Raw genomic sequence first — 23471 nt, 5'->3', positions numbered from 1 at the left:
CGACAACGGCAGGTATTCTCGGGGTTTACTCCCACGAGATGTCCAGTCGCGCTTCTATGACAGATCTGATCCGTTTGTCGAGCGACGTTTGTAGTGCCGAGAGTGAATCTTGTCCTTCACCAGCAGCGAACGACTGCTCGGAGACGGCATCGAGTTCGCTGAAATACAACTGTGTCTTCACAGGGCGGTCAGGGTCGAACTCGTGCGCCATGAGAGCGTACGCTTCGAGTTGTGGACCGTACTGGGTTGCCCTGTTCTCGACTGATTGTTCGGTCACACGTCCTGTCTTGTAGTCGACGATGGTCAGGACCTCGTCGACGACGAGACAATCGATAAGGCCCGAGATGGTTCCGTGAACTAGTTCCACCGACGCTGGGAACTCTCGGTAGACCGACCCGCCTTCTCCCGAGACGTCGTCGACGTAGGCGATACAACGTTGTGCGTGGCGTGCCACGCGTTCCCTGTCTTCTGCTGTGATCTCGTGGTCGTACTCCTGTGTACGGAGTGCGTCGTCGATTATCTCGTCCCACCGCTCGTCTGGAAGGCGGAGTTCTGCGATCCGGTGGACTGCCTCCCCAAACGGCATCCCTGAGAGGGTATCTCGAGTCGATTCGTCGTCGAACTCATCCCGTTCCCGCCATTCTTCGGACTCCTCGGCTTCCACCTCGTCGTCCGGCCGCCGGTAGTAAACCGTCCGGTCTCGTTCGTCGTAGGCCAACTCCCCGTTAGGGTTCTCTTTGAGTATGTCTGCTACCTGAAACGGCGACAGGCGGTACGTGAGTGGTTTCTCTGGTGGAGTGTTGACGTCGAGTTCGGTGGGTGCATCCGCTACTGCGTCTGTTCTTTCAGCAACGTTCAGCGGTGGGCGAGGGAGTGAAACACGGAACGTCGGGGGGTCCTGGAGGGGGTCGCGTGCCAGCTGGCCTTCGAATGTCCCTTTAGTGCCAAGTGTCGCAAGGAGGTCGTCGTGACCAAGGAGCGGTTGCTGAACGAAGTCACGCCAACTCTTCGGGTCCTCGGGGTCTGCCTCGTCCAACTGCCCATCTGAACCACCGTGAGTTCCAGCGAGGACGAGGTGGTCTCGTGCACGTGTACACGCAACGTACAAGGTTCTCTTCTCCTCTGCAACGAGTCGCTGTCGCCGCAGTCGCCGGATCCCTTGTTTCGCTACCGTATCGATGCTCTCGAAGGGGTCCTCTGGGTTGGGGACCGACAAGCCGAGTGCGGGTCTGTCGTCGATTCGTTCGAACTCGGCGCCACCTGCGACGGGTGCTGAGGTGTTGAAGGCGTCACTGATTCCGGGGACGACGACGATTGGGTACTCTTCACCTTTGGCTGCGTGGACCGTGAGGACGCTTACCCCATCTGCGCCGTCAGGAATCGACGCTTCGGGGTCGTGTGTCGCTAGCTCTTGACGCTCTTCGAGACGCTCGACGATTTCCCCGACGCTCTGTGCACTTCCGACACCTTCTCTGAGTAACTCACGGAACCGTTCGACGTTCGCTGCCGCTTGACTGGGTCGGTTGTCTGCAGAGATCGACGAGAGGTATCCTGTCGCGTCGAGTGCAGCGTCGAGTGCTTCAGTCCACGAATCCACCTGCGGACCAGCAGCGTCGTCCGTCGACCCGACCAAGTGGCGAAGGTCTTCGATGAGTTCGCGAGCCTTCGCGAACTCGCCTGTCGTGACGCCTTCGAGGGACTGCCAGATGTCACCGCCGACAGACCCGGGTGCGAGTTCGTCGTCTGTGAACCCGAACATCGGAGAGCGAAGTAATCCGTACAACGCGATATCGTCTTCAGGGTCAGCGAGGACCCGAAAGAGGTTGAGAAGCGTCCGAACTTCTGGGGTATCGAAGTACCCCTCGCCGTTGACGACGGTGTAGGGGATACCCGTCTCGTCGAACGCCCGTTTGAACGCGCCGAGGTGGGTTCGTTTGCGGATGATGACCGCCACGTCGTCGTAGCTCGCCAGTCTGTCGTGCGGTGGCTCTACTCCGTCCTCCGGATCCGGCTCGTACACCTTTGTCTCACCTTCTACGAGGTGTGTGATTCGCGAGGCAACGGCCCGAGCCTCGTTCCACCGTCGTTCGTCTCCACTCTCCTCTCGGAATGGGTGTTCCACCGGTAAGAGGTCGACAGCGAGTTCGTCGTCTGGAACGAGGAGATACTCGACGACTGGGTCCACGTCTCCGTCGTGGTCTCGATTGGGACCGAGAGCCTGAGGTTCTGCTTCGAAGTCGGCGTCGGGGCCACGTTGAAACACCTCCTCGAAGAGGGCGTTCGTAAATCGAAGGACAGGATCGAGCGATCGGAAGTTGTCCTGAAGCTCGTACCGACCTTCTGTGGACGTCTCGTCAGTGTCATTAGCCTCGGTAAGCCGTCGGCGTGCCGCTTCGAAAACAGAGACGTCTGCGTTTCTGAACCGGTAGATAGACTGCTTTTCGTCACCGACGACGAAGACGTTCCTGCCACCATACGGAGTCTCGTCTGCGAGGCTCGTGAGGGACTGAACGATGTCCCATTGACTGGGGTCTGTATCCTGAACCTCGTCGATCATGACGTAGTCGAACTGCTCTCGAAGCGAGGTACGAACGTCCTCAACGCCAGCCTCTCTGTCGAGAAGCCTGCTCGTTCGTTCGACTAACCCCGCGTAGTCGGTTGCATTCCGTTCCCGAAGTCGTGAACGGTACTCTTGTGCGACCTCGTTCAGCAACCGGGCGAGGGCGAAGACGTACTGCGCTGTCTCACGGTCGACGCTCGTATCGATGTCGGCCTCGGTGAGTTCCGGGACACCGAGCGACCGCAGAATCGACTCCACGAGTTCTCCGACACGCTCCTGTCCCACGTCGTCGCCGTTCCAATCTCCGTTCGTCGGTGTGTAGTTTGCTCGAAGGCCACCGCTAGACGTGGTGAGAGTATCGCAGACATCGAGCACGCGTTCGTACGCTTCGTTGTCTGCAACCCCCTCCAGTTCGTCGAACAGGTCGCGGAGTGTAACTGCATATCTCGTTCGCTTTCCACTTGGTGACGACGAGAGGTTATCGAGCAGTTCTCGAAGTTCTGTGACGTCTGTTCGAAGATCTTCGTCGTCGAGTCGAGTGACAAGTTCGTTGACTGGGAACGGATGAAGAACGCGTTCGACGTACTCAACGTACTCATCAGTCGTTCGCTCAGGCGCACTCCAGTACGAGGCCCACTGTTCAGATAAGGGACGCTTCCCCAGTAGGTCGAGCAGGGCCTCACGAAGCGTGTACTCGGAGAAAGCAGGTAGTGCTTGTTCGACAGCTGGCGGCCGATCCGAGAGGATGTCGTCGATAACATCACTCCGCAGACGCGTCGCCTCCACGTCGTCGAGCGTGTCGAATCCCGGGTCGAGACCATCGACTGCAGTCGCGTGTTCGGAGAGAACACGCTGACAGAACGCGTGGAGCGTGTGGATGTACGCGTCTTCGAGCCCGATGAGAACGTCCCGCCATCGTTCGTAGTCAGTTTCTGAATCCGCTTCCGAGAGTCGAGTGAGGACTCGTTCCCGAACTTTCGCGGTGAGTTCACGCGCTGCACGCCGCGTGAACGTCGTCACGAGGATATTCTCGGGGAGGAGCTCTTCGTTCTGTTCGAGGAGTTCTAGATACCGAAACGACAACGTCGTCGTCTTTCCGGTCCCTGCACCCGCGGTCAGTGGGTAGTTCTCGTCGATAGTCTGTACCGCCTGCTTCTGTTGGTCTGTAAGTTCGTCTCGTTCCATCGTTACTCGTCACGCTCCACAGTCGGTTCCCACTCGACACCGCGCGCCATCGGTGGAACGTAGGCGTCCCGTTCCGCTGATTCGAGATTCGCTACGAGGTCGCGCCGTCTGTGGTGTCGAACGTCGCAGGCGTCTCGGAACGCACACGACGAGCACCCCGCCGCATCTTCTTTGTTGGTTGTCGGATGAAAGACTCCTGACTCGATACCGTTGACGATCTGTGAGAGTCGGTCGGGAACGACCTCGTCGAGCAACTCGCGGAACCCATCTCTCGTCTCTATCGCCGGTGTTCGCCCACGGACAGTCGGTGTCCCCCCGTGTCCATACCATGCAGCAACGTCGTCGAAGGTCACCTGTCCCGCGTTGGATGATACGTCGCCCGGTTTCCGGAGACGGTAGTACGTCCCGCCAACTACTTCGACGTCTTCCGTTTGCTCGAGTAGCTTCGCATACACGGGAAGTTGGAATTTGATGCCATCCAGTGTGTCTCGTTCCGACGGCGTTTTCCCGGTCTTGTAGTCCCTGACGACGGCGAGGCCACCATCACTTCGGTCTTGGCGGTCGAGATACCCGAACATTTCAACGGAACCCACTAAGCCAGACAAGCGCTGTTCGAATTGGCACGGTGCAACCGTGACTGGACCATCTCGAAGGTCGTCGTCTGGGTCGACGTGGAACCGGACCTCTTCGTCGAGGAACCGCACAAAGATGCCAGATGCTTCCGCCTCTATTCCGGGGAGCGTGTAGTACGGGTTCGAGCTAGCTGTCCCCAGTCCCACGAGATGCCGATACCGCCACTCGTCGTCGAGTGCTTCTCGTTCTGTCTTGTCTGCTCCACGGAGCCTCGATAGTGCAGCTTCGAGAAGTTCACCTTCGAGCTCGGACCGAGAGAACGAGCCCAGCGGTACTGGACGTCCCTCCTGTTCAGCGAGGCGCTCGTAAAACGCCTCGAGTATATCGTGGACAACCGTCCCCCGGGCCATCGGAACAGTCGTCTCGTCGTCGTCGTCCAGTTCGAGAACTCGCCTGGCGTAGTACTTGAACGGACATGCTGCATAGTCCTCAGCCGCAGTGGGTGAGAGTGGTTTGGGTTCGAGAGAGAGGACTGTTGCCGTCGCTTCCGAGAGCCACCCATTTCGATCGTCGAGTTGTGCCCGGTCGCGAGATGACGCAGTCCGAACACCATTCCGACTGCAAGGAGATTGTGGCCGAGTGAGCGCGTCGTTCGCACCGGGTGCCATCTCGAATACCCCACTGGACTCTGCAGTCTCGATCGCGTCCGCAACAGCGGGTTTGCCACCCGAGACACCAACGAGACCAAACGCACGGTGAAGGTCTCCTCGGGAACCCACAACGTCTCGGTGTGAGACAGTCGAGTCGAACAGGTTCTCGAACTCGTCTCTGACTGTCGTCTTCGTGTCAGTCACACGGCGAAGCTCCGCGAGAATGGATGCGTCGACGTATTTCGTGCCATCGAGTTGTTTCGATGGGCGTGAGAACACTATCGAGGCCGACGAACCGAGTAACCCAGCGATGCGGTACTCGGCACGTCGAGCGTGGTCTGCCTCCTCGAAATCTTCGTGCGCGTCTGTGACGCGCTGATACAGTGCTAACCGACCGTTTCCACCCGGGAAGTGAGAGGCGGTGAGGCCAACGACGAAGACGTAGTCGTAGGCTCTCGCCCCGACCGAACCCGCGTCGATGATGTCGACGCGACCGTCCCACCCTCGGGGAGTATCTGTCACAGATGCCCCGGACAGTGCGTGTCGTGCACGTTCGAGCACGCCACCACGGTCGACAGCGGTTCGGTCGACTGCATCGAGGACACGCCGAACACCACTTCGGACGACGCGTTGCGATCCGGTCGTCTCCCGGTTCTCGACGGTCTCGTCGATGCCGAGGTCCGAGATGAACGCTCTAAATTCAGCAAGTGGAGTGTCCGAAGTCTGAATTGTGGATGCCTGCGACCGAACGTCTGAAACGAACTGCTCGACTTCGTCACTGGACTGCGAAATCCCGTCGTCGAAGTCGTCGGATTCGACGGCTTCGGTAATCATATCGTGGACTTCTCGACGTGACTGCCCAGACGGCCACCACTCGCCGAATGTAACGACTGGATTGTCGACGATCTTCGTGAGTGCGTCGGGATCGTCGTCCATTACGAGATCGAGTGCCGCGATGAGTGCTGTTCCAGTCGCGGTCTCGTCGACATCGTACTGCTTGTTCGCTGCGTATCGGATCCGACGACTCTCGAACTCGGCGGCGAGTGCCGGTACGTACGCCTGTGACGAGGTCGGAACGACGGCGATATCGTCGAGGTCGACACCTTCTCCAACGAGTTGCTGGACCTGCCGACCAACGAAACGGACCTCGGCTTCGAGAGACGACGGGACCACGAAGTCAGCAGTAAGTTCGGTGTTGTCGATAGTCGGCCCCTCACGGCGGAAGAGCGATGCTGCGAGCTTTGCGTTCTCACGTGGAAGGTCAGATCGTGAGGTGATATGTTGTGCTTCGAACTCGAGGTCGTCGTTGAAGAACGACCAAGCACGGTCGGCAGCGACGTCGACACCCACTGGTTCGTCAGTGTCGGTGAGTCGGACGACCGTTCCAGCCGTCGGCCACGTCTCTGCAATCGTCGCGACGACCCGCTCAGCGAGTACCGAGAACCGGTCGAATCCGGCGACAATGACGGCGTCGACGTGTTCGAAGATCGAAGATGGGTCGATGCTTTCGACGTGCTGATACCGTTCGGCCTGGAGAACGGTGCCAGATCCGTCTTCGATGTCGTCTCGTCCACCGTAGAATTCCGCTGCAACACGACCGAGTTCGTCGGCGAGGTTCGGGAGACCTTCGTCACGGAGTCGCTGTTGCAACGTGTCGACGTCGAGTACACCAGCGAATTCGAGTAAGCTGAAGAGGTCTTCCAGTTCACCAGTCAAGCCTGTCGACGGAAGTCCGTCTCTGTCGCTGTGGAGTGGTGACTCCTCAGGAAGCGATTCGACCGCTCGTTCCATCAAGCGTTGTCGGGTCGGTTGGTCGATTCGTGTCGACGGGCCACCGATCGCTGTCCGGTCGTAGCAGCGATCGACGAAGTCGTCCAGACTCATCGCGACGAGCTCAGCGGGTCTTCCGACTTCCTGCCACTGTGTCTCTACGACCGTCTCTCTGTGGGGTTGATTCGTGAGGTACAGGATACTCTCGGGGAGTCCGGACGAGTGCGCGTGTGCCCACTGAAACGCTGCGTCGTCGAGGGCTTCTGCATCGGGCCCGTGGAACAACACGGACTGGGAAGCTTGCTGAGTCACTTCGTTCATCACCACTTCTGAAGCTCCTGTTCGAGTGCACTCCTCAGCGCAGCCTCGAGGTCGATGTCGTTTTCTCTTGCTAGCGCAGCAACGTCTGCCGAAACCTCGGTGCTCACCGTTTCTGTCGCCCCCGGTTCGATGTCGAGTGCGGACCGCATCGCAGTCTCGACGAGGACGTCGGGTTTAGTGAACGGGCTGCTCTCGTTCTCACAACTCGCCTGTACGAACGAGAGGATGTCATCTGAAAGCTCGACCGGTGTCGTCTGCTCACCAATTTCGACGTCGCCGGCGAAGGCTGGCAGTTCTCCACTGAGCGAGCCGACGATAAGGTCGCGAGTCCACGACTCTATCGTCTGGTCTATGGACGATTTCGTCTCGGCGTCGAGACGGCCGCGCGCAACTTCGACCAACGTTGTCGACACCCGAACCACGTTTGGTGCGCCTCCATCGTCTGTGGTCTCAGTCGGGTCATACACCCGGTCAACCGCGAGCCGCCGCCCATCTGGGAGTGGGAGTTCGTAGAGCTCGCCATCTTCGCGAGCAAAGAACAGTGGGTCATCTTCTGAGTAGTCCGTGCCGATGGCAGCAGCGATCCCTTCGTCGACCATCGCTGCAGTCGATTTCGGTGGTGCGGGCCACTCTGCACGGTATTTTGGCAGCGACCCTTTCTCACCGTCTTCACCGTTCACCACCGCCTTGATGCGACGGTACTCGTCGAGTGCCTCTTCGAGATGTTCGTGGAACTCGGACCCACTGTACTCCGAGGGCAGGTACACGACGTACGAACCATTCTCACGATGGAACTCGTAGTCGATCCCCAGCAGGTGCTCTGCGACGCCCTTCGCGGCACGGTACCTGTCGAGTGCAAGCCGATATCGTTCGTACTTCTCGTTCCGTGTCGGGAAGAGGCCCTCACTCTGTGGTTCCTCCTCACCTTCACTTCCGGAAGCGGAGGATCCAGTATCGTCGTCAGAGGTCGTCGGTGGCCAGTGACGAGCAACGACCGGCTCAATCTGCTCTCCGGCGCTGGCCTCGTCCGCTTGGACTGCAGCACGAAGTTCTCTGAGAGCGTCGGCAGCGGCGTCAGTATCGACGAGTTCCCCTATGTGGCTGTCGGGTCGGGTGGAGAGCGTCTCTTCGCCTGCAACTTCTAGGGCAGAGACAGTCACCCCGACGTTTTCAGTCGCAACGGAGAACCCTGGCGCCTCTTTGAACGTCTCTCCGAGTGCAGAGAACTCGGCCGCTCGGCGGAGAAGTTGTTGACCGTCCTCGTGTGGGTCGATTGCGTGTTCGTGGACTGCAGTCGGGACGACGTGGTAGAATCGAGCCTCCTTGTCGCCTTTTGGGTTCCGAAGGACTCGACCGATCCGCTGAACGAGGGACGCGTTCACACCACCGCTGGCGACGTTGACCGCGACTTCAGCATCGGGCATGTTCACACCCGTCCCCAGTAGTTTGCCAGACCCGAGGAGGACGCCGCCAGCTGTGTCTTTGAATCGGCCGATTTTCTCGGTCCGGTCGTCGTCGCCACTTTCGAGAGCGATGACGCTGTCGTCGGAGAACCCTTCGTTCTCGACAAGGCGTGTCCGAAGCCGAGATGCGTCATCGTAGTTCTGGACGAGGACTACGGTTTTCTGCGCAGGTGCGTGTCTTTTAATAAGTTCGACAATTGCGTCGTCTTGTGGTGAGAGGTTCCAGCGAACTGGGCGGCGTGTGAACAACGCAGTCGCGAGAAGGTCGAACTCCTCTGACTGCTCACGGAGGTTGTTACCGGCGTTCGACTGTGCGAAGGACTGCAAGTCTGCATACGATCCGACCTGTGTTGGGAGGTCGTCGGGGTCGACACCCAAGTTCTCTGCATCCAGTTCCCCAGTAAGCGAGTCGAGGTTTTTCCGGATTATTTGTGTCTGCTCTGCCAGTTTCGTTTCGTCTTCCTCGGTCGCTGCAGCGTAGTGAACTTCCCAGCTAAAGTCTGCGATGACACCGTGGTTACGCGCCATCGGAATGGTAAACCGGTAACACCTATCGAGATGGTTTTCGAGGGCGTTCTCCGCAGCGTCGTCACCTTTCCACCCACCGTCCACGGATCCAGACATCGCCAAGATCGCGTCACTCCCATCGACGAGTTCCTCGAAGACGTCACCCCAACCTCGTTCGTCACCTCGTTTCCGTCGTGAATACTGGTGTGCCTCGTCCAAAATGACGAGGTCGTATCCACGGAGCGATGGGGTGGTGAGGAGAGACTGCGCAGTCCTGAACTCGATGGTCCCCCACCCAAGTTCGATGTCTTTCCCACCGTCTCCATCCACGGGGACGGTCCTGTCTTTCGGGATATCGAGGTGTTCGTCTAACTCTTCGCGCCACTGTGACAGCAGGAGATTGTTCCCGGCGACAACCAGAATTCGTGGGTCAGATCCCCCTGTTTCGTAATCCTCTGCGATGGGAGCATCGACTGGATGGAGAGCACCGTATCTAGCAGCGATCGTCGCGAGACCGAGAACGGTCTTCCCCGTAGCCGTCGCCATGTTCACGTAGCCTTTCTGGTCACTCTCGAACCACTTTCGAAGTGCCTGCTTCTGATGCTTCCACAGCGGGGTCGTCATCCTGGCTTCGTCTAGCCGAGCGAGCAGCCCACTCGTCGTAGTCGATCGATCCGAAACAGTTCCTATGAGAGCGTCGGCGTACGCTTCGACGCTCGGATCAGAGAACAGTTTCATCACGAGGTCGGACGCAGAACTCGAATCGCGGAGTTGCCGGAGTCCAGCACCGTCGTTCGCGTCGACGCGAACACTATCTTCGATAGCCTCGGTAGCTGCCTTTTCGACGAGAGCTTCCACCGCCCTGTCGACGTCCATCTGACCATCTCCGTGCTCTGAGAGCTCCTTTCGGAACTTGTTGAGGTGGAAGGCCAATTTCCCGACGGCTTCTGAATCGTATCGTCTCAGGGATCGGTCGAGGTCAGAACCGGAACCACCGAGATCTCTGAGTCCGTCGACGTAGAACCTCCCGGTTGCCTCCGAGAAGTTTACTTGATCGATGACTCCCCCGATATCACCTGTGCTCGTTCCCCCACCAATTGCGACACCGTAGAGGAGGTCCGTCGCTGCGCGGTCGATCTGTGCAGGCCACTGAGTTTCACTCAGCCCACGACCATCGAGGCGCGATTCTCGGAATACTTCGTCGACCTGTTTGCTGTTGTTGCCGAACTGCTTCTCGAACGGATCAAAACCCATCTATGTGCCCCACTGTCTCTTGGATAGGACGAACTTCGAGTCGGATCAACCGGAACGCCCCAAGCCGGTTCGTTTGTTTGTGTGCTCGACAAGCGTACTGACAGATACATAAATCACCTATACAGTCACACTCCCTGTCGAATATCTTTTCATAGATAGATACATCTCAATGTGGTAAATAGTTTTCTACCGTTTTCTAGATGCAGTATTAGGAATACTTTTACGGCCCTTGGTCGTACCTCCACGATAACTGATGACAGACGTTCCGAGAGGGGATCGAATGAACCGTGTCGCCGAGGAACTCGAGGTATCGGGTGATTCTCTTCAAACCGCAGAGATGCTTGCTCGTCAAGCTTCGATGGAAGGCATCACGTCTGGGCGAGGAAACGATACTATCGCTGCAGCAGCACTCCTTCTCGCGGTCAAACAGTCTGGCGGGTGGTACACCGCCAAAGACATCGTGAATTCTTGGCGTGAGGTGGATGCGTCGAGTGACCTCAACGAAGAGTTCAGCCTGAAGAGTGTCCTCCGAGCAGAGAAAGTGCTCGCAAAAGAGTTCGATATCGAAAACACGCCTACAAAACCCGAAGATCTCGTCGAACGCTACGGTACAGAATTAGGGACGCCAGATGAAATCGTCGAACAGACGAAACAGTTACTCACAGACGTCCGTACAGAGGAAGCCTCGGTGATAAACGGAGGTCGCTCTCCTGCTGGTATCGCCGCATCTGCGCTCTATCTCGTAGTCTATCTTAACGAACTCCGTCTGGAGTACACCCAAGGGGACATCGCAGAGGCCGTTGGTGTGACTGAAGTCACGATACGAAACACCTACCAAGACATCGCGGACGCACTCGGAGGGAAAGAAGCTCTTGCTCGAACAAAGACCTACAACATCGAATCGGAAAAGACACAAAACGAGCAGGATACGTTAGGTGAGGGTACTGAGCCCGACGCTAACGTAAGTTCAGATAACCAGGAGAGTACTGAAGACACTCAAACAGAACCGGCCACTCAAATATCTAGTGTCGAAGGCGAGCATGAGAAACCTTCGTCGGACTCGGTCCAGTTACCACGTTCGTTAGTGACCACGATTGACGCGTTGGTCAATCGTAGTGTCATCGAAGCCAGCTCGGTAGAGTCGTTCGTAGATGATTGTGTGAGAGACTCAGTAGCCGAACATCTACGGAGCGATGAAAAGTCGTTGCCGCCCATATTTAAAAAATCGTCTAGCGAAGTCGTTTCAATCCCCATCGATTCACTGCTTGCAGATATGGTTAATGCAATCGTTGGACGGGATGAAGCATTTGAAACTAGTTCTGAGCTTGTAGGATCTATCGTACAGGAGAACGTGAACTCAATTGCTGAACCAATCTCTGTGTCTGTAACATTACCGCCGGACGTCGGAATTGAACTGACGAAACGAGTCGAGAATGACAACACGTACGAAACAGAATCTGACTTGATCAGAGAGTTAGTTGTCGAGAATATTCGGGGAGAGTAGGTAACCCAACATGCCATTTTCAGCAATGAACGATGGTGAGCGAGTGTTACCACACCAAGTTACTGCCGAGGCCTCACTCACCTGCCCAAAGTGTTCAGACAATTTGACCGTAGTGACTGGACATCACCGAAATGGGAGATTCGTCGCACGGCACTTCCGGCACCAAACGAACGAGGACTGTGTTGGCGAATCCATTCCTCACCTCCGAATGAAGTTGATCGCATTGTCCAAGCTGAAGGTTGAATTTCCGAACGCCACGGTCTCGTTGGAAAAGACAGTCGGAAACAGACGAGCGGATTTACTCGTAGAATTCAACCAACCACGACATCCGTTTGGGCATGGCATCGCAGTTGAGGTCCAATACCGTAACAATTCCAAGGACCTTTTCGCGACTGATTCAGATTATTATGAGCAAGGGTTCAGTGTTTTGTGGCTCTCAGAACAGCACTATTCGGGATACGACGTCTCAGTTAATCATGTTCAACACGTTTGGCCACGCGCACTCCCAAAGCTTCGAGGATACGATGGTCTTCAGTTGCCTATCTGCGAACCCCCAGAGTCAGTGGAGGTCGATATTATACTCCCAAGAGAGTATTTTGAAGCAAATGAAGCCAAATTAAAACGGGCTTATCAAGAAGCGTCTCAGTCGCCAACTCTATCAACTCCTACAGAGACGTCACATAGAGAAAAAGCAGTTTCTGGTAACAAGTCCAGTAGCTGGGTGACACACGAGCAAGTTTGGTTGAGTAAGAAGGCAGACCTGACGAAGAGGTCTCTCCAATTCGTTGAGAGTCCCACAGGACAGTATTTTTTGAAATTGAGTAAAGGTCAACGAGGAACTCGGCCTGAAAGTATACTTGTTCGCGTGACCCCTAACGAAGTTAATCTGGTTGAGAAAATACCATCAACTATCCAGTCAGCTGCAAAGAAGGAGAAACAAAAGGGAGAATGGCAAGACCTCGATATTTGTTGGCTGAAATCGTACGAGAGTTCTGAGACTGCCTGGTTCAAAATCAAGTCAAGTAGAGATAATCAATACGTTATGGAACTCGGCCAGAAGGATTTGTCAGGCAACTCTGAGACAGTGAAGACCAAATTTTCACCTTCTGGAAAACTTCAACACGATATCAAAGAGTTTGTCAAAAAGTCCATGGAACGTCTCTAATCCATAACTAACGGGGGGTAACATATGCAATATAAAAATAATTAGATTGCTCACCGTACCAATAGGTTTCACTCCCAGATTCAGAACCAATAGCCCACAACCTCGGAAAATGGGGTGTGTTGCGTGTCTTTTCAACGACGATTTCGAGCTTGAATCAAATCTAGTGGTGTATCATCTGTTCTCTGACTTCGTTTCTCCGGAAACGATGGGGTGTGAAGTTCGGATACCAGCGGTTAGGTTGAATCCTGATAGTCCGGTTAGACTCGATTGAGATTACATCCTCCCTAAGCAGGGTTCACACGAACTAGGGAGTGAGAGGGGCGCATCACTAAATCCTCGCCTGGGTTCTCCTCCTCGAACTCCGAAAAAATATTACGTTGCGTGAAATTTCGGATAGTATGCCTACTGTCAAGGAGTATAGAAATGAGAAGGGATATTATATCAGATCAAGTATCAACGGAAGCTACGTTACACTTCAGTTGAGTCCGGAGGCTGAAGGGTTGCTTTCCGATCTTGGGCTCCGTGAAGACGACCAAATTTCGTGGCAGTTTCTCAAGCCTCTTTGTGACATCGGTCATGCCTACACTAACAAGTCTGGTACAGAAGTGAACACAGAAGATATTGACCCCGAAGCCACGCTCTCCTCGGAGAAGCTGACACTCGAAATGAAGCGACGGCTCAAAGAGTTTCTAAACCAGCACACACCTACCGCTTCCGAGCTGAAAAAAGAGAAATTGTCGACAAGTCCAGATGAGAAAACCACGATTGTAGGTCGTATTGACGCTTCGAAGCGGTCGTTCATCAAAAGGTGGAGTCCGTCCGATGACGAGTATGAAGCAACATTAAATCGTATTGCGAGGGCAGATAACCCAGATGGTATCCTGAAATCAATTGCTCATCATTCGACTGAACACCCGATTATTGTGCAGCGCTTTCGGGTGAGCTCACAAGGAGTCCCTACGTATTCGTTCGATACTGATGGTATTGCGTGGACAGTCCATGATTTCCGGACTGTTAACAAGGTGAGTACCAACGCCGAGCTGTTCTTCGAAATCCAGCCTGGAACTAGCCACTCTCAGTCAATCACAATGGGACCCGACGGGGTAGAATGGCATACAGCGGGTGACACGTTCTCGAGAGAGCAGATTGACGAGTTCCTGATAGTTGGACCAGATATACTGTACTACTTTCATCACTTGATTACGAGGCCGAGTGCTAGTCCAAAGAAGATCACGTCGAACCCGACTGCAAACCTCAATCCGAAAGACGAAACGCGCGTTGAGTCTCTTAATGACTTGGGTGGAATAGATCCAGGAGAGTATGAGCGGTCTCTAGGTGTTGTACTCTCGTTAAGCAACAAGGGGTACGGCAGAATTAGATCGCATTCAGGTCGTGCTTTCACATATTCAGAGGATGACGTGGAGGGCGGCGGTATTGACGTTGGTGACATTGTCACATTCGATGTGAAGCCTCACAGGAGGAGTATTTACGCTCACAGTATTACTAAAGAAGAAACTGAGATACCAAGTTCTGAGATACTTCGCAACTGGCCAGAGTGGCGAAAAAGATCCCTTTCGTGGATTCTGGATAATTGGGAAGACGAGGGGAGGAAACAAGCGGTGGGTACCAGTTCGGTCGTCATCGGCAGTTCCAGTGAAGAAACTGATTATGAATGTGTCCAAGTTCGGGTTGATTCTCTTGCGTTCTACCTTGCTAACACAGATGATGGGACAAACGATGCTTTCGGTGAAGCTGTCCGATCGCTTCTTAAGAACACGATTGACGGTGTCAAATGTACCCCGCAGGCACCAATCGCTACAACTGAGGTTGAGGTTTCACTACCAGCGAATCTACTTTCGATGATTGACTCTGTAGTTGAGGTTTCTTCGGCTTATGAGAGTCGAGGCCAATTCTTTAGCGCTGCTCTTCAGTATCACGTGGATGAAGCAAAACAAGTAGATTTGACTGTACGTGTCCCGCAGAGCTACCACGATGCTGTTGAAAGACTATCTGAAGTGCACGGGATTTCTACTCCCGAATTCATGCGTGAGGCACTTGAGGACGCCCTAGTGTCTGAACTTCGCCACAAGCAATAGCACTACTCGGTTTGGGAAACGGCTGTACCTGCTTTTATCTCAAGGTGGACCTTGAAAAAATGTTCAACCTGCTACTAAGACAGTCTACAAATTGATTCACATTGTGAAGGACTGCACAAAACTGGTTCTGGATTTCAAAAATACAGCCATTACTCATTTGTTCCAACGTTGAGACCACCACAGGTTCATTCAAATCACATCGACAATTGCGTCAGTAGAAATGATTCCACCTACGAGTAGTTCAGGAACCCCATGTTCGGTTTTTTGATTATAGGTGTAGATGTCAGAAAATGAGTCAACACTTTGAATGCTTTCACGGTACGCGGCAAGCGCTTCTTTAATGGTGTCAAATCTCAGCATGGCGTCTTCACCGCCGTAAAAGTAGTCAATGAGGTCAGACACGACCTGCATGTCCGTGAGATACATTGGTGCGTCGATTCGTGTCACGTCTATAACCACGTATGAATCATCTGGGAAGACGTCATGGGCTTGCTGTTGCTCAATAGACTCTGTAACATAGTTTGCATCCGTGTAACAGTACACGACATTTGTCCGGTCAAATGGGAACGACTCGTTCGGTATGAGTTCGTTGAGTACACCTTCACCGGCGTTGGTGTCGCTACCGGTTTCGTGGTCAGGCTGAATCCCCGCATCTAGTATTGAATCGATATTTTCGGGGTCCGTCCCGTGAAACACGTAACGCCCAGTACCACTGTAATAACTCGTAGGAATGGATTCCACTATCTATACTGTACTGTAATCTAAATACATAGCTAGCTACAGTTCGAACATTCTGGGGCTTCTATAGGAACAATATCTTTACTTCCCGAACTCATTCGTATATTCGGACGACATGCAGATCACGTAGTGGGATGCGTGGTCTGCCGCGGTTCGACACTGTCGTTCCACCTGGGAAGCTTGGGAATCGCCATCCTCCATCGGTGGCATCGAGCCTTCCCTTTTCAGTAGTCAAGCGAAACCAGCTAACCCTGCGTATAGTACGTCGGAACCAATTTCCGGTCTGGGATTTCCTGTAACCGCTCAGTCGAGATCTCATCTGCCGCCGAGATGTCCCAGACGATGTCGAAGAACTCGATTGCCGCTTCGACAAATTGTGTTCGCTCAGTGTAGACACCACACTCCGGGTTCCAGTCGTAGCTGTTCTCCATGAAGTTTGCAGAGCCGAGAAGAGCGGCCCCTTCTTCAGGGGCACCAATCGTCTGAAGCTTTCCGTGGATTCCGAGCTCACCGATTTTTCGGAGATCCATGTCGGAGGTCACACGCTGGTGCTCTTTGAACCGAGAGTAGGTTCTGACTGTTACCTGGTCGCGGTGTTCTTTGATCTCGCTCAGTAGATTTCGCTGGAGTCGTTCCCACTCCCAGGACTCTTTGGTATGTCGTGTGAGCAGACGGAATTCGAATCCATGGTTGAGGAGACGTCGAATCTGGGCAACGTATTCGTTGAACGTATCGTCGTCAAACGGCGTCATGATGCGCAGCACCTTGTCCTCAATTTCTCGCTCCAAGCCGAGGCTGAACAGTCGGTCCGTCATCTCCGTATATGAACGGAGTCCGGATGGTCGGCTCTCATGCCAACGACGGAGCCTGGCACGTTCTTGCCCGAGGCCCCTCGACTTACCGACGTAATCGTTCATTTTCTTCTCCCCGAGTGCCCCCGGGTCGATGAGCGTGTAGGTGAAGTAGGCTGGTTCGACATCGCCATCGCGAAGTGATTCGTAATCCCGGGTGACGACTGACTTTGCGGAGACAGGTTCGGGAGGTATGGACACCGAAACGTTGGAAAGTTCGTCTATCCGGGACTTGAGTGTTGAACACCGCTCGATAAGATGTGTAGTGTACTCTTCTCGAAAATCATCCCCCTCAACCTCCTCTGGAACGGATTCAAACTCAATTACGCCGTCGCCCACCTCGCACTCGACACCTGGAATCGATGAGAGTGTCTGGTAGAGGATGTACGGCGTCACACCACGCTTCGTGACGAAGGTGACGTCAAGAGTTCTGAGGTCAGGATGTGCGGCGACAGTAGCAACGATATTGAGAAGAGTATCTCGTGTATCAGCGTCCAACGCGTCGCTTTCCGGGATGTCGTCGATTTCAATCGGTTGCTCTGTCTCAACTCGCGCCACTTCGTTCTCAGTAGACGGCGTCAGTAGCGATCGAATGGTGTCGAATTCTCCTTCGTACTCACGGCGCTGCTCGCTCACTACCTCAGTAATTTGGTCCTCCTCAACGGCCACAGACGGCAAACTTGCGAGCCTAGCTGCTACACCGACGGTCGACTCTTTCTCGTTCAACTTGGTACCGGTCAATCCGGAGACCAAATCATCGAGAGACGACTCATCGGTAACGTCCACGATGTAGGGTAATACTCTGCGGTATGCCTCTGCAATCGTCTTACCGGAAGATGTGGACTGCTGTGCCGTGAGCGAGGAGTCAATTCTCTCTATTTCGAGATCGACACTGTCCGGGAATATCGTCATGAACCCGAGAGAACCGAGGAGAGGTGCTAAGACGAACTCATGCCACTCATCAGCAATCAGACTGTCAAGTTCACGTCGAGGGATGTTCTCGTCGACGTCGACACACGAGCGAAGTACCATCTCAGCTGACTGGAGTCGGGAAACTGCAACAGCCCGAATGAGTGGTTGTGGCTCTTCGGAGGTGAGCACCACCATGCCCAGAAGTGTGACCTCCTCACCGTTGACGAGACCGAGTTCATCGAGTAGCCACTGATGCATCTCCACAACTTGGTCCAGTTCTCTCTCATCGTTCGTTCGGAGTGTTTCTGCCCGAATGTGTGGCTCGAGTCGCTTATGAACGGAGTCGCCAGTAGCCTCGGCCGCCAAAGCAGAGTAGATACTCTCCGGTGAAAGTCCCCAGAGTCGCTCTGGAGACTGCGTTCGCAACTCGGTGGAAACGCTGGGTATATCCTCAGGCATCGTCACGTGATTCGAGGTGGAGATCGTGAGCTAACAGGTCGAGCAGTTCGTCCTTGTCGAATGATTCAGGGTCGTTCTGCTCTACACATCCGTACTGGTAGATACAGAACGGACAGCCGTTTTCACAGTTGCACTTCGATTCGTCTGGCGAGAACGCGTCGCGCATTATCTTAATCGCTCGCTCGAACTTCTCACCGTCATCTTGCGTCAGCAGTACAGTGATCCCACTGCCACCTTCGTCTGAGTCATACACCAAGGTTCCTTCGTCCTCAATGGATTCGGGGACCTGCCTGACGCTGACGCCGCCGATGTACTGGAGTGCAACGCGGAGGCCGTGAGCGAAACCGTGTTCAAGTTCTTCGCTGTCGAAGCGGACACGAACAGCCTTCGTGGAGAACTTCGTTGCGGGGCGCACAGCAACACTCTCTTCAACAGGGTGTTCGACGTTGTTCGAACAATACGCCGAGTCCTTTGTCTTCGCAATTACCCCATTGCAGTTCTCGACACCGCACATTTCGAATACGTTCGGAAGCGGGTCTGAGCCACCGTTTTTGTAGGTCGCCCAGTATTTGTCCGTCGAAGCGACCAGGGTGACATCACCGTATTCGAACTGTCCGTGAACAGTTCCATCCTCGTCGACGATGTTACGAGAGAACGTCGCTTCGAACGAGTCTCCTGCATCAGTTTCAACGGGTGCGTACGTACTCTGGGGTTCGCTATCGTCTTGGTAAACGGTAGATGGTCGAAGTTGTGCCGTACTGGGCGTGGAACTCAGCGGTAAGTCGTGCTGATATGCGATTACTCGCTCGGGAACACGAGTCACCAGTCGCTTCAGTCGTGTTCCACAGGACTCGCAGTTCGAGGTGTCACTATCGAACTCAGCAGCACACGTCGGACAAATTGCTGCATCTTCCAAATCCTCGCTGATCCGTGAGGTCTCCAACGGCTCCCACGACACCTGCGTGACGACGTACGTTTCACTATCGTGGAGATACGCCGCAGAGGGGTGGAGTTCGGAGAGGGCGATACGTCGGTCACGTGACCCGTCGCTGACGTTCTTGAAGTCTTCACCAACGAGTCGGTAATCAACAGAGTCACCGACCGACCGTAGCCCGAACGCTGCCGGACTCTCTCGACTCAGATACCGCCCGAAGTCCATATCTTCGAGCCGTTGGAGATAGTCGTACAACTGGTCAATCCGACGATTAATCTGATTCTTTTGGTCCCGTAGCCGGCGCTTTTCGTCACGGTCGCGTGTTTTACGCTCCTTTCGTCGTAGGTCCTGACGATCTCTATCGAGTACGTCGATGTCGTCGTTGATGTTGTTCTGCTGATCGAAGTAGAGGTCGATAATTGTCTCCTCGAAACTCAACTCCTCTGTGGTCCCGGTGAGCACACCCTCTACGACGTCTTCGCCTCTGTCCAAGACGGATTCGACGCTCCCGTCGCAGTCTTGCCGCTGACACGCTCCGGTGTAACCAGTCGCGTGCTTCCGACCACACGACGAGCAAACGCCGAACGAGAGGATGTCACGGAGCCATTGTTCAACCTCATCGCGATTCTCAGATATCAGCGTACGAAGTGTCTCAAGCGGGGCGTCACCGCCCTGATGCTGGACCTCAAAATTGGAAGACGACAGGACTCCCGTGAACCGCATTATGTCGTTCGGTCGGGGTTCTGTCCGAGGCGTTGGGTCATCTTTGCAAACAACGAAATCATCGAGTCCGCTCTGCTCTTGACGCCATGGAACCCACCGGGTCGTTGCAGCCCAGTCGAGGACTACCCAAGTGAGGGACTGGTGGAGAACCTCTCGATTTACCTCGTTAAGTGGGACAGGTTGCGGTTCAGCAGCGATGAGTTCCTCGGGGTGCTCGTGGTAGTAGTAGTCGATTGGGTTCCGCTGGCTGACTGAGTGAATGAGCGAATTGCCCGAAGAACGCCCTGCTCGGCCGATTCGCTGAAGGTACGAGTTAGCGTTCGGCGGCGTGCCGTAGAGGAGAAGCGTATTGAGGTCGCCAATATCGACACCGAGCTCCATCGCCGGACCCGACGAGAGGAAATGTGGATACCTCCCTTGCCGGAACTGGTACTCAAGTTTCCGCCGCTCTTCACGGTCAGTTTCACCGTAGTACGCCCGTGCGAGCAGCATCATCGGGTCAGACGTAGCGACTTGTTGCGCAGTAAGTGAGTAGTGTGGGTGGTGGAAGACGGCCCGGTCCTCGATCGTCGCATCGAATTCAACAACATCCCCAGGGGAAACGCCGAGGGCAACATCAAGTGAGGTCGAGTACGTTTCTTCATGCGGACTGTAGTTCGTCGGCGTCTCCTCGTCAACGATCGCACACTCAACTACGTCCTCTTCTACCATCACAAACCGACTTCCATCTTCTTCGACGCGGCGCAGGATTCCACGCTCGATGAGTGAGTCGAGGTGGCTGTGGCCGTTGTCGATTTCAGCGACTAAGTTGGGTTCGTAGCGATGATTTTGACCAATGGTCTCAACGAGCATTTCTCGTTCCCCACCGTCGAGGTCATCAATATCAACAGTCAAACGAAGGTCGACCAGCCCTTCATCACTCAACTGCTTGCTGCGGTAACGTTCGGAATACTTCCCTTCGAGAGCACGTGATAGCAACTCCTCAGTTAGGTACTCGTCCACCGACTGATTGTAGCTAGTCAGCGACTCGTACATTTTTGGCGAGTTACCACCGTCACCTGCTAGTTCCTCTTCGTACTGGTGGGCGTCGCTTACGCCACAGTCGATGACATCAGAGAGTGTCGCCCATCCAGACCCGTCGGCTTCTTTTCGGACACTCTCAACGAACAGTCGGTCGAAATAGAACGACTCCTCTGGTTCACGGAAGTTCCGTTCTAGCTCCTTCATATCGGACTGACTGTCTGCGAACGAGAGCATCTTCGACTCGGTGAACGTGTCAGGGTCGTTTCGGTCTGCGAGAGATCGTAGGAGATACCTGCCAGACGTGACCGCTGCGTTGGCTGGACCACGGAGCATTGAGTCATACCGACGGTTCTTCGAGTAGGTCTCGCGTTGGTCCTCGTGGTAACACGGAAGTCCACCGGGGAATTGGCTCGCCTTTCGGATCCGTCCGTCGTCGTCGACCATCCGGAAGTTGCTGTACCCTTTCGCACGCTGGCTGATTTCGGGATTTTCGCAGTTACAGTCGTGTGGGCCGTTCAGTAGGAACTCATGTCCACACGATTGGCACTCGTCGACCATCCGAATATCGAACAGTGCGGACCGGACGAACTTTCGCTTGCCACAGGTACATGACGCCGGTGGACGACCAAAGAATACCTCGTCACATTCGGGGTCACCGCACGTCCACCCGAGGAACCGCTTAGGAGTGAGGTCTCCGTCACAGTCATTCGCAGTACATCCTTGCCCTTCCGGGTCCTCGTAGACTTCACCACACTCGGTGCAGTACTGGACGTCTTCGTCTGCTAGCGGTTCCAATGCGGCAGAGTGGCAAGAATGACACTCCGGTTCGTGAGCCTCTTCGATGGAGAGTTCTTCGTCGCAGTCTGGGTTGGTGCAGACGTGGTTTTCCATCAAGTCGTCGAGGACCATCGAAGCGTTGCAAGTTAGGCAGTCGTGCTGGTGGTCGATCTTCTGGCGTTCACCACACTCTGTACACTCGTAGTATGGTCGCCAGTAGACCCGAACCATCTCTGGATTCTCTCCCTCAAGAGTCTCACAGCTACATTCCCTGCGCTGGAAATACTCGAATCTCCCCTCCTCAGACGTAACTGTGTGCGGTATAAGTCGCTCACAGTTTGGACAGAACCACGATTCGAGCGATTCCTCACCACACTGATTACACAGTGAGAGTTTCGTCACGAAGTGGTGGTCACACTCACTACAGGACGACTGCGGGGTGTCGTACACCGTGCCGCAGTTGATACACGTGTAATAGCCGTCAAGCGGCCAACTGAACAGGTGAGCACGCCGCTCCAGAATACCAGACACTTCGCCGATAGTCATGAAGTTCTCCACCACTACCTCTGCCTGCTGTTCGGTGAGTTCAGACTCGTCGATGAGGCGCTCGCGGAGCTCAACAGGACGGAGCGGTTTCTTCCGAAGCGCCGTGTAGATCCCACGAACGAATTCCAGTGGACCACCATCTTCCTCAACGAGATGTTCGTAAATTGCTTCGTCAACGCCCTCATCACCGCCGTCCACACCAGCAGTCTCGAGTGCTCTCACTGCGGCCGCTGTGTCGCCGTTACGCAATCCATCCGCGGTTAGCGTTGACGAGAGGAACTCATTGGGGATGTCCGTCGGGAAAGGCGAGTCGAGTGTGCGCTCGTCCTCCTCGACGACTTCAACATCGGGGTCAACGAACGGGTTGATACGCTGGAAGACGCCCCGTTTGTTCTCGACAGTTGCGGACGCACCGATAATCGTGAGGTCGTCGTCACTCTCGCTTTCGTAGCCGTTTAGTTCCTGCCGCTCTCGGATGTACCGACGCATGAGTGTCGACGTGAACGAACCGAAGAGCTCGGAATACTCGTGAATCTCGTCGAAGACGAAGTATTTTGGCTCAGCGACGAAGCGGTGCTGTTCTTCGTCCTCGTTGACGTTGAACAGTCGGTAATTAATCGTGTCTGGGTTGGTCAGCAGTATGTCCGCAGGTGCTTCGACGATGGCATCTCGCGTGACCTTGATGAAATCGAACGTGAGGTTGTCTTCGTGTTCTTCCATCGGTTCGACCACGAACGACTCATCATCACGCCGTCGGACTGTCAGCGAAGAATCGCACTCTCCGCATGGGCAATCGAAGTATTGGAACGTGGTCTGGAGGTACGAGAGCTCGTCCGGGTCGCGACGCTTTGTATCGCCGTCGTAGATGCCGACAGTTATCTGCTCGTCAGACGAGCGCTCTCGGTTGAGCGTGAAGAGGTAGTCGATTAACCGCTTCAACTGGTCTTGGGCGAGTGCCTTCGTCGGGTACGTGAGAACGCACTTGACGCTCTCCGGTGGATGGGCGTCATGCTGTCCGTCCTTCGCATCGGTGATGAAGTTGAGGATGGGTATCAGCCACCCTTCGGTTTTCCCACGACCAGTGCTCGCGGTCAGGAGTGTGTGGTGATCCTCGAGGATGGCTTTGACAGACGCTTCCTGGAACTCGTACAGCGAACGGAATCCAGCCTCAGTGAACGTCGTGGTGACGTCGTCGTGGAGGCCATTATCGTCGGCGAATGTCTCCCACGGAGTGTCACTCATCCGTGGCAGGTCGAGGACTTGGAGGTAGGGTCCCTTAGTCCGGATAAATTCGGGGAGGTCGTCCTCTAGTGACTCCCCCGAACCATCGTGATACCGCGAGACCAGGTTTTTCACTGCCCGCTGGGGCAGGGAGCCGGCATAGTGTTCAGCGTACGATTCTTGCATCGAGTTTGCTAGTTCGAGTGGGTCGAATTCCATCGGTGGCAATGTGTGTGGGA

General features: G+C 54.9%; 9 protein-coding genes. 3 read left to right on the top strand and 6 right to left on the bottom strand.

What is annotated here, in order from left to right; genetic code table 11:
• Window positions 1-25 precede the first annotated feature (25 nt).
• The 3 genes from AUR65_RS11545 to AUR65_RS11535 are packed head-to-tail and all read right to left on the bottom strand — an operon-like array spanning window position 26 to window position 10283.
• Window positions 26-3745: a UvrD-helicase domain-containing protein gene (locus tag AUR65_RS11545; RefSeq protein WP_058567017.1), complete on the bottom strand. Its 3720-nt coding sequence runs from the start codon at window positions 3743-3745 to the stop codon at window positions 26-28.
• Window positions 3746-3747: 2 nt separating this feature from the next.
• On the bottom strand, window positions 3748-7059 hold the full coding sequence (locus AUR65_RS11540; protein ID WP_084816433.1) for a PD-(D/E)XK nuclease family protein: 3312 nt from the start codon (window positions 7057-7059) through the stop codon (window positions 3748-3750).
• On the bottom strand, window positions 7059-10283 hold the full coding sequence (locus AUR65_RS11535; RefSeq protein ID WP_058567014.1) for a DEAD/DEAH box helicase: 3225 nt from the start codon (window positions 10281-10283) through the stop codon (window positions 7059-7061). The genes AUR65_RS11540 and AUR65_RS11535 overlap by 1 nt, the downstream gene beginning before the upstream one ends.
• A 253-nt stretch (window positions 10284-10536) precedes the next feature.
• On the opposite strand from AUR65_RS11535, the gene AUR65_RS11530 reads away from it, so the two are divergent.
• The 3 genes from AUR65_RS11530 to AUR65_RS19505 all read left to right on the top strand — a co-directional run bounded on the left by AUR65_RS11530 (window position 10537) and on the right by AUR65_RS19505 (window position 15048).
• Window positions 10537-11787, top strand: a complete 1251-nt coding sequence (locus AUR65_RS11530; protein WP_084816432.1) for a transcription initiation factor IIB family protein — start codon at window positions 10537-10539, stop codon at window positions 11785-11787.
• Window positions 11788-11995: 208 nt separating this feature from the next.
• A complete protein-coding gene (locus tag AUR65_RS19510; protein WP_449405010.1) occupies window positions 11996-12952 on the top strand; it encodes a hypothetical protein in 957 nt (318 codons plus the stop codon).
• Between the two features lie 398 nt (window positions 12953-13350).
• The gene (locus AUR65_RS19505; protein ID WP_146047406.1) at window positions 13351-15048 is read left to right on the top strand and encodes a hypothetical protein; all 1698 of its coding nucleotides are present in this window, start codon (window positions 13351-13353) and stop codon (window positions 15046-15048) included.
• A 189-nt stretch (window positions 15049-15237) separates the two neighbouring features.
• On the opposite strand, the gene AUR65_RS19500 is transcribed toward AUR65_RS19505, so the two are convergent.
• From AUR65_RS19500 to AUR65_RS11510, 3 genes are all read right to left on the bottom strand, one after another.
• Complete coding sequence (locus AUR65_RS19500) at window positions 15238-15789, bottom strand: hypothetical protein (RefSeq protein WP_146047405.1); 552 nt, start codon at window positions 15787-15789, stop codon at window positions 15238-15240.
• A gap of 242 nt (window positions 15790-16031) precedes the next feature.
• Window positions 16032-18008, bottom strand: coding sequence for a phospholipase D-like domain-containing protein (locus AUR65_RS11515; protein ID WP_058567059.1), 1977 nt, complete (start codon window positions 18006-18008; stop codon window positions 16032-16034).
• Window positions 18001-23451 carry a DEAD/DEAH box helicase gene (locus AUR65_RS11510; protein ID WP_058567011.1) on the bottom strand — a complete coding sequence of 1817 codons (5451 nt, stop codon included), beginning with the start codon at window positions 23449-23451 and terminating at the stop codon, window positions 18001-18003. The genes AUR65_RS11515 and AUR65_RS11510 overlap by 8 nt, the downstream gene beginning before the upstream one ends.
• Window positions 23452-23471 lie beyond the last annotated feature (20 nt).

The sequence above is a fragment of the Haloferax marisrubri genome, from assembly GCF_001469875.2.
Lineage (GTDB): Archaea > Halobacteriota > Halobacteria > Halobacteriales > Haloferacaceae > Haloferax > Haloferax marisrubri.
The sequence above is the reverse complement of the archived record's forward strand: the minus strand, read 5'-3'. Positions and strand labels throughout refer to the sequence as shown.